Consider the following 14666-nt stretch of genomic DNA (forward strand, 5'->3'; position numbering starts at 1 on the left):
CGGACGCGCATATTGCCATACCGGGCTGTTAGTGTCTGAGCTCACGTGGTGTTCGCGGGCCGGATGCCAGGCGATCCGTGCAGCCCTGCTGCTGCCGGTGGGGGTACTCGATGACGACCGTTGAGTGAGGAGAAAGCATGGCTGAGCGTTCGAGCTCCGGCCGGATACTGGCAATGATTCTGGTGGGCCTGGGGGCCTTCCTCCTGGTGATCGCGATTCTCGTGCCGACGTACACGCTCGGGAAGCTGAGGACGACACCGCTCGATCTCGAGGTGACCACGGTCGCCGAGGGCACGGGCGACATCCTCAACTCCCGTCAGCTGCTCGCCGGCAACGCTCAGGTCGATCGCGACGTGCCGATCGTCGCGCAGCGCTTCGTCACCGTCGAGGATCCTTCGGACGCCGAGATCATGACGCTTCAGTCCGGTCAGACTGTGCGACGACTCGACATGCAGGGGGACACGGGTCTGGTCTCCGCCATCGTCGACCGCGTCACGGTCGACCGGAAGACGTCCATGCCCGTCTCGGCGGAGGAGTTCCCGGATCGTGTGAGCACGGTCCAGGTCAACGCCGACCGGCCGCCGGTGGAGATCGACAACCGCGAGGGACTGCAGTACAAGTTCCCGTTCGACGTCCAGCAGGAGTCGTACCCGTACTACGACATCAACGCTCGCGACAATTTCCCCATCGACTTCGTCGGTGAGGAAGAGATCAACGGCATGAAGGTCTACCACTTCCATCAGGAGATCGGCCCGATCGACCTGTCGAAGGCCGACCGCGAGGTCCCGACCTACAAGCTCAGCCTGCCCGCCTCCACCTGGGGTGTCGGTGAGGGCGACGAGCCGATCACGATGACCCGCTGGTACAACAACACTCGCGACCTGTGGGTCGACCCGGTCACCGGCGTCGTCGTCAAGGGCCAGGAGCAGCAGGACCAGTACTACGCCCGCGAGGCCGACAAGCCCGAGGTGACCGTTCTGAACGTGACGCTCCCGTTCAACGAGGAGACGATCGAGTACCAGATCGAGCAGGCCAAGGACGGCCAGGACACCATCTCCCTGTTCGGCCGCACCCTGCCGATCATCCTCGGCATCCTCGGCGTCATCCTGCTGATCGTCGGCTTCCTGCTCGGCCTCCGCGGCGGCGGCAACCGTCGCCCGGCCACCGCGACCGGCGGTCCCGCTCCGGCAGGCCCGGCCACGACCACGGTCGGCCCGGCGCATTCGGCCGGCGCGCAGCGCGATCACACCGAGGACCGCACCGAGGTCATCCCGCGCCAGACCGATCCGAACGCGCAGCAGCGCGACTGGACGACCGATCAGACGCAGGAGATCCCGCGCACCGATCTGCGGAAGCCTCCGACGCAGGAGTGATCGTCCGGTAGACGAATCGAGCCGCCCCTCACCGATCCCGGTGGGGGGCGGTGTCGTTCGTGGGTGACTCATCGGTGGGCGGGATCGCCGCGTCGTCCGTGGACGACCGGGTCGCTGCAGCACCGCGCAGAGCGAGCACCGCGACCACCGCGGCCGTCGCGGCGGCCACACCGACGGCGACGGCGATGAACTGCCGCAGGGTCGACGCCACCGCGAACATCAGCACCGCCTCGAGGGCGAGTCCCGCCCACGCGACGAGCGCGAGATGCGTGCGCTCCCCGGCGATCGCCGACAGCAGCGCGCCCTGCAGGACGGCGAGACACGCGCCCTGCAACGCGAACAGCCACAGCAGCGACTGCACCGGCCCGTAGGCGTCGCCGACCAGCATCGGGACGATCGGTGCGCAGATCGCCGCGCCGGCGACGAGCACGGCGCCGATCGCGACGAGGACGGTGAGCGCCGACCGCACCGCGGCCGCCGACTGCGCGGGGTTCGCCATTCGCGGATAGAGCACCACACCGACCGCCTGCGGCAACCAGAAGGCGACCTTCGTCGCCACCGCCCCCAAGGCGTAGAGGCCCGCCGAATCGGGGTCGAGCAGCATGCGGGCGAGCAGCAGGTCGAGCGACGTGAGCGCGATGAGGGCCAGCTGCACCTGGGAGGCACGCAGCACCGCGCCGGCGGTCGGGACCGGTTCCGTCCTTCCACCCGACGTGCGGCCCACGAGCACGCTCGCGGCCAGCGCGACCACACCCGTGCCGAGCGCCCCGGCGAACAGGGCGGCGCCGGGACCGCCTCCGAGGGCGAGCACCGCCACGGCCGGCACCACCTTCGCGACGCCGGCGGCGGCCAGGACGGCGCTGAGCGCCGCGAACCTGCCCCTCCCCTGCAGCAGACCCTGTTCGGCGGCGAGGAGGACGAGCAGCGGCGCGGTGACGAGCGACCCGAACGCGCCCCCGATACTCGTGTCCAGCGCCCAGGCCACGACGGGCACGAGGAGCATCGCGACGACGAAGGCGAGCACGGCGCAGCGGTAACCGAGACGACGCAGCGCCGCGGCGCCGGTTCCGTGCACGGCCTCCCGGGCGACGACCGTCTGCAACGCCAGTGCCGGCACGGCGAGGACGAGCTGCGCGGCGAGCAGGCTCGCGAGTTCGCCGTATCCGGCGGGACCGAGCCAGCGTCCCGCCGGCAGGTGCAACAGATAGGACGCGAGGTTCGCGGTCATCGCGCCGACCGTCACCAGTGTCATGCCGGCGACGGCGGTTCCTGTCGCCGAACCACGGGTGGTCTCGGCACCCTCCGACGCGGGTCGGGGTGTTCGCGGCATCCGCTCATCCTCCCATCCGGAACGACACCGTATTCTGCCGCCATGTCCCGCCCGGAGTCGTCCCGCATGTCCACGACGGCGGCTCTCCCGGCGGTCTGGTCCCTCGTCCTGGCGGTCGCGGTGCTCGGTCCGTTCCTCGTCGCCCCCGGCTACCTGCTCTTCCGTGACGCGGTGAGCACTCCCCGATCGTTCCTCACCGATTCCGCCCTCGGTCTGTCCGACGCCGCCGCCCGCGCGGTGCCGCAGGATGCCCTGCTGGCGTGGGTGAGCACCGTCGTCGACGGTGGTGTCGCGGTCACGGCGCTGCTCGTCGCGTCGTTGTGGGCCGCGGGATGGGGCGCGGCACGGCTGGTCGCGGTGGTGCTGCCGGCGAGTGGAACCGGCGCCCGGCTCGTCGCGGCAACGGTCGCGATCTGGAATCCCTATGTCGCCGAGCGGCTGCTGCAGGGGCACTGGAGTCTGCTCGCCGGGTACGCCGCGCTGCCGTGGACGATCTGTGCGGCCGTCGCGATCCGGCGACGGAGACGCGGCGGGTGGGTGTCGCTCGCGGTCTGCCTGGCCGCTGCGGGGCTGACCCCGACCGGTGCCCTGCTGGCGATCGTGACGTCCTGCGCCGTCCTCGTCGCTCCGGGTGGACGGACGCGGGTGGTGCCGCGCGTGGGCGGCGCACTCGCGCTGGGTGTCGCGGTGTCGTTGCCGTGGCTGGTCGCGACGGCGCTCGCCGGTGGCGGCACCGAAGCGGACCCGGCCGGTGTACGCGCCTTCGCCGCCCGGGCCGAACCGCTGCTCGGCACGATCGGTTCGGTGGCAGGGCTCGGCGGGATCTGGAACGCCGAAGCCGTCCCCACCTCGCGCACCACGGCATGGGCGTTGATGGGCACCCTCCTGCTGCTCGCGGTGGTGGCGTGCGGGGTGCCGGCGCTGTGGCGGCGACGCAGGAATCCCGTGATCGTCGCGGTGGTGGTGCCCGCCGTCCTCACGGTGCTCGTCATCGCCCTCGCCGCGACCGGCCCGGGACTCGCCGTCGGCGAATGGGCGATGGTGAACGTGCCCGGCGCGGGACTGCTGCGCGACACCCAGAAGTGGGTCGCGTGGGCGATGCCCGCCTACGCGCTCGCCGCGGCGGCCGGCACGACCGTCCTCGCCCGGCGCTTCGCGGCGCCCGAACCGGTGTGGGCGACGGCCGCGATCGCCGCCATGCTGGTCGCGCTGCCCGACCTGGTGTGGGGTGTGGGCGGGCAACTGCGGCCCGCGCGCTATCCGGCGGGCTGGGAGAAGGTGTCGCAGATCGTCACGGCCGACGGCGGCGACGTGGCGGTGCTGCCCGCCGGCATGTTCCGGGTCTTCGACTTCTCCGGGCCCGTGCCGGTGCTCGATCCGTCCCCGCGCATGCTGCGCGCCGACGTCCTGCAGACCGGAACCCTGATCGTCGCCGAGGGCAGTGTCGCCGGGGAGGGTCGCCGCGCGGAGGACGTCGAAACCCTGCTGTTGTCCGGCGCGGATCCGAGTGCGCTCGCCGCCCGCGGGGTGGGCTGGGTGCTCGTCGAGCACGGCACACCGGGCGAATTGGGCGCCGCGAAGAGCACGCTCGGAGCCGTCGAACCCGCCTATCGCGACGACGATCTGAGCCTGTACCGGGTGGAGGGGGTCACCTCGACCCCGTCACCCCATCGCGCCCTGGCGATCGGGGCGCACGTGGTGTGGCTACTGGTACTGGCCGGCGGCGCTGGCTGCGCGCTCGGGCAGCGGGTCGGCGAGCATCGACGGCTCGTCGGCGCGCGGGAACAGTCCTGAGACGGTGTGCCCGAAGGTCGTGACGGACAGGACCTCGTGCACGCCCTCTCCCGTGGCCTCCCATGAGAACTCGCCGGCGCGGATGCGAGCCTTGTTGCCGAGCTGACGACGACGGTCGGCGTCGGCGAGCAGATCGGCGACGGCAGCGGTCAGTTCGGCGGGTGAGTCCACGAGCAGGCCGGTCACGCCGTCGATGATCGAGTCGGTCAGTCCCTTGGAGCTGCGGTAACCGATGGTGGGCACACCGTGCTGGGCGGCCTCGACCACCGCGAGACCCCACCCCTCCTTGCGCGAGGGCATCACGTGAACCCAGGCGCGGGAGAGCAATTCGTGCTTGCGCTGTTCGTCGACGTGGCCGTGGAAGGTGACGGCGTCGCCGATGCCGAGTTCGGCGGCCGCATCGCGGAGGTTCTGCTCCCACCAGCCGCCGCCGATGACGTCGAGATGCAGGCCCGGGACGGTGCCGCGCAGCGTCGCGACCGCGGCGAGGGCGTCCTCGATCTGCTTGTGCGGCACCAGCCGCGAGAGCACGCACACGCTCGGGTGGGCCGTGCGCGTGTCGTCGCCGCCCACCGCGACGCCCGCGGGGACGGCGTCGACACCGTTGCGGACCACCGCGATCCGCTCCCGATCGACGCCGAGAGCGCGCAGCTCGTCGGCGGACGGAAGGGAGACGGTGAGGTACTGGTTGCGGCGGTGTACGCGCGGCGACAGCGACGACTCGATCCACCAGCCGAGCTTGGCCATCAGCCTGCCCGCGACCGGCCACTGCTCACGATGGCAGTGGTGCACGAGCACCGTGACGGGCGCGCCGGCGACGAGCCGGGCGAAGAACGGGATGCCGTTCTGGGTGTCGATGACGGCGTCGGGGCGGATTCCGGCGAGGGGGCCGACACCGAATCTGCCCGCGAGGATCGCGGCGAGCGCGCGCGGGTAGACGGTGAGCCGTCCCCCGCCGCGGCTGACGGTGATGCCGTCGATCCGGTCTCGCTCGGCAGCTCCGGGATAGGAAGCGGTCCGCAGGACGACGCGGACGCCGCGCGCCGCGAGTTGCGCCCCGACCTGCTCGAGATACCGCTCGCTGCCACCGCCCTGCGGATGCCCGGTATCGCGCCAGCAGAGCAGCAGAACCTCCCGCACGCGGTGACCCCCCTGTATGTCGACTCGACCACCCGGCCGGGCAGATGTGACTCGGACGATGACAGGGACACAGTAGCGGGTGCCGGTCGGCGACAGGTGAGGGACGAGTGCGCGGCCCGCACTAAGGTGACTGGACGTGCCATCGACGACCCGACCCCGCACCGACGTGACCCGGCTGTTCGCCCGCCGCGCCACACTGCGCCGTTCCGTGGGGTTGCTCGGCAGCTTCCGCTTCGAGCAGACGGCACCCGAGAAGTTCTACGGCGGTCTCGCGCGCGACACCGTCGACCTCATCGGCGATCTCTACTCGGGTCTGACCGGCGCCGATCTGACGGGCACCACGGTCGTCGACGTCGGTGGCGGACCGGGCTACTTCGCCGACGCGTTCACCGAGGTGGGGTCGCGCTACGTGCCGATCGAGCCCGACCCGTCCGAGATGCACGCCGCCGGCCTGCAGGTCGGCGGTGCGATCCGCGGCTCGGGCCTGGCACTGCCGGTGCGTACCGGCTCGGTGGACGTGTGCTTCTCGTCGAACGTCGCCGAACACGTCGCGACGCCGTGGGTGATGGCCGACGAGATGCTGCGCGTCACGCGGCCCGGCGGACTGATGGTGTTGTCGTACACCCTGTGGTGGGGGCCGTTCGGCGGGCACGAGACCGGTCCGTGGCACGCCTTCGGCGGCGAGTACGCGGCCCGGCGCTACGCCCGCAAGCACGGCCGGGAGCCGAAGAACCGGTACGGGGTGTCACTGTTCGACGTGGGCGCGAGCGACGGTCTGCGCTGGGCACGTTCGACGCCCGACGGTGAACTGCTCGCGGCCTTCCCCCGCTACCACCCGAGTTGGGCGTGGTGGCTCGTGAACGTGCCCGGCGTCCGGGAGTTCCTCGTCAGCAACCTGGTACTGGTCCTGCGGCGACGCTGACCCGTCGCTTAGTGTCGTCGCCATGACCGCATTGGCCCTGGACGTCGGCGGCACCAAGCTCGCCGCGGCCGTCGCCGCCGACGACGGCACCCCGCTCGAAGCCCGATCCGTGCCGGTCCCCCGGAAGGACGTGTGGGGCGCGTGCGCGGGACTGTTGCGGGAGGTCGCGGAGATCGGCGAGGGACCGGTGACCGCCGTGGGTATCGCCGCGGCAGGACCGGTCGACACGAACGCCGGGACGATCGGTCCGATCAACATCTCCGAGTGGAGCTCCGGCTTCGCACTCGTCGACGCCGTGCGTTCCCTGTTCCCCGACGCCCGTGTCGATCTGGTGATGGACGGCGCGGCCGCGACCCTCGCCGAACAACGCTTCGGTGCCGGACGCGACGTCGCCGACCTGCTCGGGGTCGTGCTCGGCACCGGCATCGGCGGCGGTCTCGTGCTCGGCGGCCGGATCGTGCGCGGCCGCACCGGAAACGCCGGCCACATCGGGCACGTCGTCTCGCCCTACGGCACGACGGTGTGCGCATGCGGAGGGGTCGGCTGCATCGAGACCGTGGCGAGCGGCCCGTCGGCGGTGCGCTGGGCCCGTGCCCACGGCTGGGAAGGCCCCGACGGTGTCGCGCTGGCCGCGGACGCCGAGGCCGGGGTCGGCGTCGCCGCGGCGGCACTCGAGCGGGCCGGGACGGCACTGGGCCAGGTCATCGCCTCGGCAGCAGCACTGGCGGATGTGGGACGGGTGGTCGTCGGCGGGGGCTTCGCGCAATCGGGCGGGCACCTGTGGCGGCCGATGCTCGCGTCGGCGGCCCGGCACGCCCGCCTGCGGTTCGTACAGGACCTGCAGATCGTCCCCGCCGAACTCGGCGCACTGGGCACCCTCACCGGCGCATCGATCGTCGCCGCAGGTCACGACTGGATAACCTGACCCGGCACACCCGGCTTTCCGGCCTACCCTGAGGACCACATCGGAGTCCCGGCGGAAACCGGTAGCGGGCCGCCGGGATGCTCTGCGAGCAGATCGGCGGTACCGGATGCGGATTGCTGACATTTTGCGGAACAAGGGCTCGGCGGTGCACACGGTCGGGCCCGGCACCACGGTGTGCGAGCTCATCGGCGACTTCGCACGATTCAACATCGGCGCAATGGTGGTGTGCGAGGGCAAGAGCGTCGCCGGGATCGTCACCGAACGCGACGTCGTACGCGCCCTGCACGAACGCGGACCGTCGATCCTCGCCGCCCCGGCACACGAACTGATGTCCCGGACGGTGACGACCTGCCTGCCCACCGATTCGGTCGACAGTCTCGCCGAGACCATGACCGAACAACGGATCCGGCACCTGCCGGTCGTGGTGGACGCTCAGCTGGTCGGGATCGTCAGTATCGGCGACGTGGTCAAGAGCCGTATCGACGAACTACAGACCGAACGCGACCAGCTCGCCTCGTACATCCACGATGGCGGCTGACTTGTCGTTCCACGACGGTGGCTGACTTGCCGTTCCACGACGGTGGCCGAGAACTGATCAGTTCTCGCCGGTCGCAGCGTCGTCGGGAGCCGTGTCGCCGGTGGCACTCTCCTCTGCGGCACTGTCTTCGGTGGCGCTCGGGCGGTCGAGGATGCTCACGCTCATCCCGTAGGGCAGGAACCGCACCGAGCGTCGCGGGTCGGTGTTGCCCTTGAGCGTGCGCAGCGCGTCGAGTTCGGTGCGATGGACCTGGTCGACGCGGGCCACGCCGTCGTCGTCGGTGGTGTAGACGACCCAGACGCCGTCGCCCTTCTCACCGGTGGTCTCGGGCCGCGGCTGCGTGCGCGTCGGCGCCACCGGCGGTTCGAGGAACGAGAAGATGCGGTCCTTCAGTTCCCGCAGTTCCTCACCGGCTTCCCGCACCACGCGGTCGAGATCTTCGGGGTCGAACCCGAACGGATTGTTCTCCGCCATGACATGTCTCCTGACCGTTGGGCACCCTCCAGTGTGGTGACGGTCGCCGATTCGCGCCACCCGACTCCTCCCCCGCCCTACTGTGCAGCCGAGGGAGAAAGGAGACGTCCATGGTGAACGACACGGATCTGCAACATCTGAGGCGGTGCGTCGAACTCGCGGAGGAGGCGGTCGCGGCAGGTGACGAGCCGTTCGGGTCGGTGCTCGTCGACGCGGACGGCGAGGTCCTGGCCGAGGACCGCAACCGCGTCGCCGACGGCGACAGCACCCGGCATCCCGAGTTCACCCTCGCGCGGTGGGCGGCCGAACATCTCGAACCGGACCGGCGCGCCACCGCCACCGTCTACACCTCCGGTGAGCACTGCCCGATGTGCGCGGCCGCGCACGGCTGGGTGGGCCTGGGGCGGATCGTCTACGCGGCGTCCTCCGAGCAACTGGCCCGGTGGCTCGGCGAGATGGGTGTGCCGCCGGCGCCGGTCCGTCCGCTGCCGATCCGCGAGGTAGTGCCCGATGCCGTCGTCGACGGGCCCGTTCCCGAGCTCGAGCAGGCGATTCGGCTCCTGCACCGTCGCTGCCACGTCGGGGAGTGAGCCTTCCCGTCCAATCCGGTCTGGTCACCCCCTGGCCAATAGTTGTAACGTGTTCTAGTGTTCGAGGCCACACGAATACGGCCGATACACGAGCACAGCCAGGTGAGGAAGCGACATGACCGACTACGACAAGTTGTTCATCGGCGGCGAGTGGGTGGCACCGTCGACCGACGAGAGACTCGAGGTGTTCTCCCCCGCCACCGAGGAGCGCGTCGGCTCCGTGCCGGTCGCGGGACCGAAGGACGTCGACGCCGCGGTCGCCGCCGCCCGGCGCGCCTTCGACGACGGGCCGTGGCCGCGCACGTCGCCGGCCGAACGCGCACAGGTGCTCGCCAAGGCCATCTCGCTCATCGAGCAGCGCAATGACGAGATCGCCGGCGTCATCGCCTCCGAACTCGGCCAGCCGGGCCCCTCCGTCCAGATGGTGCAGATGACCCCGGCCCTGGGGACGCTGAACTACTACGCCGGACTGGCGGATTCGTTCAACTGGGTCGAGGAGCGGACCGGATCCTTCGGCCGCACCCGCGTCACTCGCGAACCGGTCGGCGTCGTCGCCGCCGTCATCGCGTGGAACGTGCCGCTGTTCCTGTGCGCCAACAAGATCGCGCCCGCTCTGCTCGCCGGATGCTCGGTGGTGCTCAAGCCCGCACCCGAGGCTCCGCTGGCCGTGAACCTCATCGCCGAGATCTTCACCGAGGCAGGCCTTCCCGAAGGTGTGCTGTCGGTGGTTCCGGGCGGCGCCGAGACCGGCGAGAACCTCGTGTCCCATCCCGACATCGACAAGATCACCTTCACCGGCTCGACCGCGGTGGGCAAGCACATCGGTGAGATCGCGGCGCGCAACCTCAAGCGCTGCTCACTCGAACTCGGTGGCAAGTCGGCGGCCATCGTCCTCGAGGACGCCGACCTCGACTCCACCATCGCCATGCTCGTGATGTCGGGTCTGATCAACACCGGTCAGGCGTGCGTCGGCCAGACGCGCATCCTGGCTCCGCGCTCCCGCTACGACGAGGTCGTCGAGAAGGTCGCCGGCGCAACCGCATTCTTCCCCGTGGGCCCTCCCGGCGACGAGGCCGCGCAGATCGGTCCGCTGATCTCCGCCAAGCAGCGCGACCGCGTCGAGGGCTACATCGCCAAGGGCAAGGAGGAGGGTGCCCGCGTCGTGATCGGCGGCGGCCGTCCGGCGCACCTCGACAAGGGTTACTTCGTCGAGCCGACGATCTTCGCCGACGTCGACAACTCGATGACGATCGCCCGCGAGGAGATCTTCGGTCCCGTGCTGTGCGTGCTGCCCTACGACAGCGTCGACGAGGCCGTGAAGATCGCCAACGACTCCGACTACGGCCTCGCCGGTTCGGTGTACACCACCGACATCGAGAAGGGTCTCGAGATCGCGTCGCGCGTGCGCACCGGAACGTACGGAATCAACTGGTACGCATTCGATCCCGGTTCGCCGTTCGGCGGGTTCAAGAACTCGGGCATCGGACGTGAGAACGGACCCGAAGGGCTCGAGGCGTTCTGCGAACTGAAGTCCGTGCTCTACCCGCCCGGCTACGAGGGCTGATCCCGCAAAAAAGGGGAGGATATGTGCGTTCTCGTCGGAGAACTCGCACATATCCTCCCCTTTTCGTGTTTCGGGAGGACGCGACCTCAGATGTACATCGCGGGATCGATGTACGTCGTCGGATCCACGAGCGGCTCGTGCTTCTTGCGGGACCGGACGGTCGCGGGGATACCAGTGGCGATCGAATCCGCCGGCACGTCGTGGGTGACCACGGCATTGGCGCCGATCGCGCTGTCGTCCCCGATCACCACCGGGCCGAGGACCTTCGCCCCCGCCCCGACGGTGACCCGGTTGCCCAGCGTCGGATGACGCTTCTCCTTCGCCAGCGACCGACCGCCGAGCGTCACGCCGTGGTAGAGCATCACGTCATCACCGATCTCGGCCGTCTCACCGATGACCACGCCCATGCCGTGGTCGATGAAGAAGCGCCGGCCGATGGTCGCGCCGGGGTGGATCTCGATGCCGGTGAGGAACCGGGTGAACTGCGCGAGGATCCGCGCAGGTCCCTTCAGGGCGGGCACCTGCCACATCCGGTGCGCGATGCGGTGCGACCAGATCGCGTGCAGCCCCGAATAGACGATGGCGTTCTCCGCGTCGCTGCGCGCGGCCGGATCGTGGCCGCGCGCCGACTGCAGATCCTCCCGGAGAGTGTGCAGGATACCCACGACGGCGATCAGTCCCGGATGTGCTCGAAGAGCGGGGTGGAGATGTAGCGCTCGCCGAAGTCGGGAACGACGACGACGATCAGCTTGCCGGCGTTCTCCGGACGCTTCGCGATCTCGAGTGCGGCCCACACGTTGGCGCCGGCCGAGATGCCGCCGAGGATACCCTCGTCGGTTCCCAGGCGACGGGCGACCTCGATGGCGTCGTCGAACTTCACGTCGACGATCTCGTCGTAGATCTCGCGGTCGAGGACCTCGGGCACGAAGTTCGCGCCGATGCCCTGGATCTTGTGCGGGCCGGGCTCACCGCCGGTGAGGATCGGCGAGTCGGCAGGCTCGACACCGACGATCTTCACGTCGGGCTTGCGGGCCTTGAGGGTGCGGCCGACACCGGTGAGCGTGCCACCCGTGCCGATGCCCGCGACGAAGATGTCCACGGCACCGTCGGTGTCGTTCCAGACCTCTTCACCGGTGGTGCGCTCGTGGATCTCCGGGTTGGCCGGGTTTCCGAACTGGCGGGCCAGGATGGCGTTCTCGGTGTTCGCGACGATCTCCTCGGCCTTCGCGACGGCACCCTTCATGCCCTCGGAGCCGGGGGTGAGGACGATCTCGGCACCGTAGGCGCGGAGCATCACGCGACGCTCGGTCGACATCGTCTCGGGCATCGTGAGGATGACCTTGTAGCCGCGCGCAGCGCCGACCATGGCGAGCGCGATACCGGTGTTGCCGGAGGTGCCCTCGACGATGGTGCCGCCGGGCTTCAGCTCACCGGACTTCTCGGCGGCGTCGATGATCGCGACACCGATGCGGTCCTTGACGCTGTTGGCCGGGTTGTAGAACTCGAGCTTCGCGGCGACGGTGGCGCCGGCCCCCTCGGTCAGACGGTTGAGCTTGACGATCGGGGTCCGCCCGACCAGCTCGGTGACGTTGTCGTAGATCCTGCTCATGCTCGATCCTCCTCATGGCCACACACGGCGGCTCGGGTCGCGGTCTCGGTCTATTGCACCATTTCGCCATCATCGGACGACTCGGCGGGCCCATCGATGTACGAACGTATCCGTACGCCGTCGTTATTCCCCGGCGAGTCGGCGTGTCTTCGCTCGGCTCGGCCTCGACGGGTTCGTGCCCGGCGAGATTTCGGACCGGCTCGACCGGGTTTGCCCGGCCACCGAGCACGGGTAGCCGACCATATGAGTCATCACGATCTTCCCGTCCCCGATTACGACGAACTGGCGCCGGGCACGCTCGCGCCGAGGATCCGCGCACTCGACGAAGCACAGTTGACGGTCCTCATCGAGCACGAGCGGAAGAACCAGAACCGGCCGAACTATCTCGAAGTGCTCACCGCCCGGCGCGACGAACTCGCCTCCGGCGCGGAACCCACCGGTGGCGATCCGACGAACGCCCCACCGGTCGACCACACGTCGAGCGGTTCACCGGTCGATCCGTCGCACTCCCCGGACGATCACACCCCGCTACGGCACGGTGTCGCCGAACAGACGCCGAAACGCGGAAAACCCTGACTCCACCGAACACCGAGTACCGGACACCGGCCCGAGCATCCGAACAAGGAGACCACCGTGGTCGACTTCGACAGAGTCGTGCAGAACGCAAGCCGAGTCGTGGAGAACGCGAACAGGGCGATCGACGACGCCGGTCGCTCGGTGGGCGGATTCGTCCGGCGCGCCGTCGACCGGCCCGTCGACGCTCGGAAACCGCAGACGGTGACCGTCGCGGCTCCACGGGCGCAGGTCATGCAGTTCTGGCGGGATCCCGAGAATCTGAGCAGAGTCTTCGGCGACCGCGTCCGGGTGGAGACGGTCGAAGCGAACCGGCTGCGCTGGACCTGGGAGGGCCCCGGCGGGACGACCTGGGACACCCGCGTCGACGTCACCTCGGAAGGACTCGCCTTCGTCGGCGAGGACGACGCGGACACCCCGGGCCCGCGCGTGGTCCTCGCGGTGTCCGACGCACCCCGGGGCGGCACCGCGATGACCCTGCGTGCCGAGGTTCCCGTCCCCGATCTCGTCACCGGCGCCCTGACCTTCACCGCGCTCTACCGTGCGCGAGCCCTCATGCAGACCGGTGAGATCCCCACCCTGCAGGGCAGTCCGAGTGCCCGTGAATCGGAAGGAGACGCGTGATGCGAGCCCTGTGCTGGATGGGCGTGAACGAGTTGTCGGTGGAGACGGTCGACGATCCCGGCCTGGTCAATCCGCACGACGTGATCGTGCGGGTCCGCCTCACCACGACCTGTGGGTCCGATCTGCACTTCCTCGGCGGGTATCTGCCGGGGATGCGGGAGGGCGACGTGATCGGCCACGAGTTCATGGGCGAGATCGTCGACACCGGCCCGGAGGTGACCACCGTGCGGGTCGGCGACCGGGTGGTCGTGCCGTCGTTCATCGGATGCGGGAAGTGCCCGTACTGCGCCGACGGCCTGCACGCGGTGTGCGACACCACCAACCCGAACGCCGCGATGCAGCAACCGGTGCTGGGCTATCCCACCGGCGGAATCTACGGCTACACCCACCCGTTCGGCGGGTACCAGGGTTCGCACGCCGAGTACATCCGCGTGCCCTTCGGCGACGTCAACTGCTTCCAGATCCCCGAGGGTGTCGGCGACGAACAGGCCCTGTTCCTGTCGGACGCGGTACCGACGGGTTACATGGGCGCCGACTTCTGCGACATCACCCCGGGCGACACCGTGGCGGTCTGGGGCGCCGGCGCCGTCGGTCTCATGGCCGCGGCAAGCGCGAGGATCATGGGCGCCGACAGGGTGATCGTGATCGACCGTTTCCGCGACCGCCTCGACCGCGCCGCGAAGAAGGTCGGCGCCGAAACCGTGAACTACACCGAGGTCGACAGCGTCTACGAGACGCTCCGCGAGAGCACCGGCGGACGCGGACCGGACGCCTGTATCGACGCCGTGGGCATGGAGGGTCACGGAACCGGCGTCATGCAGGCCTACGACAAGGTCAAGCAGGCGCTGCGGATGGAGAGCGACCGCGCGACCTCCCTGCGCGAGGCGATCCTGTCCTGCGGCAAGGGCGGAGTCGTGTCGGTGCTCGGCATCTACGGTGTCACCGACAAGTTCCCGATGGCGCTGCTCACGAACAAGAGCCTGACCCTGCGGACGGCGCAGCAACACGGCCAGCGGTACATGCCCACCCTGTTCGAACACGTCCTCGAGAGCCGCCTGGATCCGAGTTGGCTCATGACGCACGACCTTCCGCTCACCGACGCGGTGCGCGGATACGAGATGTTCAAGGAGAAGGAGGACAACTGCCTGCGGGCAGTCTTCCGGCCGTGAGTCGGATTTCTTCAATACGCATGCGGGGCCCGCGTCCGACA

Annotated in this window: 15 protein-coding genes; 10 read left to right on the forward strand and 5 right to left on the reverse strand. The window is 69.8% G+C overall.

The window, feature by feature from the left end; genetic code table 11:
- Nucleotides 1-137 precede the first annotated feature (137 nt).
- Nucleotides 138-1373 carry a DUF3068 domain-containing protein gene (locus ACWPOC_RS10340; RefSeq protein ID WP_159417507.1) on the forward strand — a complete coding sequence of 412 codons (1236 nt, stop codon included), beginning with the start codon at nt 138-140 and terminating at the stop codon, nt 1371-1373.
- A gap of 28 nt (nt 1374-1401) precedes the next feature.
- Here the strand turns inward: ACWPOC_RS10340 and ACWPOC_RS10345 are convergent, their stop codons facing one another.
- Nucleotides 1402-2703, reverse strand: coding sequence for a lipopolysaccharide biosynthesis protein (locus ACWPOC_RS10345; protein ID WP_455408573.1), 1302 nt, complete (start codon nt 2701-2703; stop codon nt 1402-1404).
- A 42-nt stretch (nt 2704-2745) separates the two neighbouring features.
- Between ACWPOC_RS10345 and ACWPOC_RS10350 the strand changes: the two genes are divergently transcribed.
- Nucleotides 2746-4497, forward strand: a complete 1752-nt coding sequence (locus ACWPOC_RS10350) for a hypothetical protein (RefSeq protein WP_455408574.1) — start codon at nt 2746-2748, stop codon at nt 4495-4497.
- On the opposite strand, the gene ACWPOC_RS10355 is transcribed toward ACWPOC_RS10350, so the two are convergent.
- Nucleotides 4408-5637 carry a glycosyltransferase family 4 protein gene (locus ACWPOC_RS10355; RefSeq protein WP_120280375.1) on the reverse strand — a complete coding sequence of 410 codons (1230 nt, stop codon included), beginning with the start codon at nt 5635-5637 and terminating at the stop codon, nt 4408-4410. The two genes, ACWPOC_RS10350 and ACWPOC_RS10355, sit on opposite strands and share 90 nt — an antisense overlap.
- Nucleotides 5638-5803: 166 nt before the next feature.
- On the opposite strand from ACWPOC_RS10355, the gene ACWPOC_RS10360 reads away from it, so the two are divergent.
- The 3 genes from ACWPOC_RS10360 (at nt 5804) to ACWPOC_RS10370 (ending at nt 8022) form a co-directional block, all read left to right on the forward strand.
- A complete protein-coding gene (locus ACWPOC_RS10360) occupies nt 5804-6559 on the forward strand; it encodes a class I SAM-dependent methyltransferase (RefSeq protein ID WP_120283687.1) in 756 nt (251 codons plus the stop codon).
- Between the two features lie 22 nt (nt 6560-6581).
- Nucleotides 6582-7484, forward strand: a complete 903-nt coding sequence (locus ACWPOC_RS10365) for an ROK family protein (protein WP_455408575.1) — start codon at nt 6582-6584, stop codon at nt 7482-7484.
- A gap of 106 nt (nt 7485-7590) precedes the next feature.
- On the forward strand, nt 7591-8022 hold the full coding sequence (locus ACWPOC_RS10370; RefSeq protein WP_174246985.1) for a CBS domain-containing protein: 432 nt from the start codon (nt 7591-7593) through the stop codon (nt 8020-8022).
- 57 nt (nt 8023-8079) lie between these two features.
- Here the strand turns inward: ACWPOC_RS10370 and ACWPOC_RS10375 are convergent, their stop codons facing one another.
- Nucleotides 8080-8496: a hypothetical protein gene (locus tag ACWPOC_RS10375; protein ID WP_230790623.1), complete on the reverse strand. Its 417-nt coding sequence runs from the start codon at nt 8494-8496 to the stop codon at nt 8080-8082.
- A gap of 110 nt (nt 8497-8606) precedes the next feature.
- Between ACWPOC_RS10375 and ACWPOC_RS10380 the strand changes: the two genes are divergently transcribed.
- Together ACWPOC_RS10380 and ACWPOC_RS10385 are read left to right on the forward strand one after the other, a co-directional pair.
- Nucleotides 8607-9086 (forward strand): nucleoside deaminase, encoded by a 480-nt coding sequence (locus ACWPOC_RS10380; protein ID WP_455408576.1) that lies wholly within the window; start codon nt 8607-8609, stop codon nt 9084-9086.
- A gap of 115 nt (nt 9087-9201) precedes the next feature.
- Complete coding sequence (locus tag ACWPOC_RS10385) at nt 9202-10650, forward strand: aldehyde dehydrogenase (RefSeq protein WP_059383777.1); 1449 nt, start codon at nt 9202-9204, stop codon at nt 10648-10650.
- 86 nt (nt 10651-10736) lie between these two features.
- On the opposite strand, the gene epsC is transcribed toward ACWPOC_RS10385, so the two are convergent.
- On the reverse strand, nt 10737-11315 hold the full coding sequence (epsC, locus tag ACWPOC_RS10390) for a serine O-acetyltransferase EpsC (RefSeq protein ID WP_006552687.1): 579 nt from the start codon (nt 11313-11315) through the stop codon (nt 10737-10739).
- A gap of 8 nt (nt 11316-11323) precedes the next feature.
- Entirely contained in the window at nt 11324-12259 is a 936-nt protein-coding gene (cysK, locus tag ACWPOC_RS10395) for a cysteine synthase A (protein WP_016694541.1), read from the reverse strand.
- A 243-nt stretch (nt 12260-12502) separates the two neighbouring features.
- On the opposite strand from cysK, the gene ACWPOC_RS10400 reads away from it, so the two are divergent.
- The 3 genes from ACWPOC_RS10400 to ACWPOC_RS10410 are packed head-to-tail and all read left to right on the forward strand — an operon-like array spanning nt 12503 to nt 14625.
- Nucleotides 12503-12835, forward strand: coding sequence for a hypothetical protein (locus tag ACWPOC_RS10400; RefSeq protein ID WP_230790619.1), 333 nt, complete (start codon nt 12503-12505; stop codon nt 12833-12835).
- A 57-nt stretch (nt 12836-12892) separates the two neighbouring features.
- Entirely contained in the window at nt 12893-13456 is a 564-nt protein-coding gene (locus ACWPOC_RS10405; RefSeq protein WP_120280382.1) for an SRPBCC family protein, read from the forward strand.
- Nucleotides 13456-14625, forward strand: a complete 1170-nt coding sequence (locus tag ACWPOC_RS10410; RefSeq protein WP_120280383.1) for a zinc-dependent alcohol dehydrogenase — start codon at nt 13456-13458, stop codon at nt 14623-14625. The genes ACWPOC_RS10405 and ACWPOC_RS10410 overlap by 1 nt, the downstream gene beginning before the upstream one ends.
- Nucleotides 14626-14666: the final 41 nt, after the last annotated feature.

Source organism: Rhodococcus sp. 5G237 (assembly GCF_053764735.1).

Bases quoted from the DNA above. Each gene is read 5' to 3' on its own strand.
- ACWPOC_RS10380 (WP_455408576.1), top strand. From the start codon at position 8,607: ATGGTGAACGACACGGATCTGCAACATCTGAGGCGGTGCGTCGAACTC.
- ACWPOC_RS10375 (WP_230790623.1), bottom strand. From the start codon at position 8,496: ATGGCGGAGAACAATCCGTTCGGGTTCGACCCCGAAGATCTCGACCGC.
- ACWPOC_RS10365 (WP_455408575.1), top strand. From the start codon at position 6,582: ATGACCGCATTGGCCCTGGACGTCGGCGGCACCAAGCTCGCCGCGGCC.
- ACWPOC_RS10345 (WP_455408573.1), bottom strand. From the start codon at position 2,703: ATGCCGCGAACACCCCGACCCGCGTCGGAGGGTGCCGAGACCACCCGT.
- ACWPOC_RS10410 (WP_120280383.1), top strand. From the start codon at position 13,456: ATGCGAGCCCTGTGCTGGATGGGCGTGAACGAGTTGTCGGTGGAGACG.
- ACWPOC_RS10370 (WP_174246985.1), top strand. From the start codon at position 7,591: ATGCGGATTGCTGACATTTTGCGGAACAAGGGCTCGGCGGTGCACACG.
- ACWPOC_RS10350 (WP_455408574.1), top strand. From the start codon at position 2,746: ATGTCCCGCCCGGAGTCGTCCCGCATGTCCACGACGGCGGCTCTCCCG.
- ACWPOC_RS10385 (WP_059383777.1), top strand. From the start codon at position 9,202: ATGACCGACTACGACAAGTTGTTCATCGGCGGCGAGTGGGTGGCACCG.
- ACWPOC_RS10400 (WP_230790619.1), top strand. From the start codon at position 12,503: ATGAGTCATCACGATCTTCCCGTCCCCGATTACGACGAACTGGCGCCG.
- ACWPOC_RS10340 (WP_159417507.1), top strand. From the start codon at position 138: ATGGCTGAGCGTTCGAGCTCCGGCCGGATACTGGCAATGATTCTGGTG.
- cysK (WP_016694541.1), bottom strand. From the start codon at position 12,259: ATGAGCAGGATCTACGACAACGTCACCGAGCTGGTCGGGCGGACCCCG.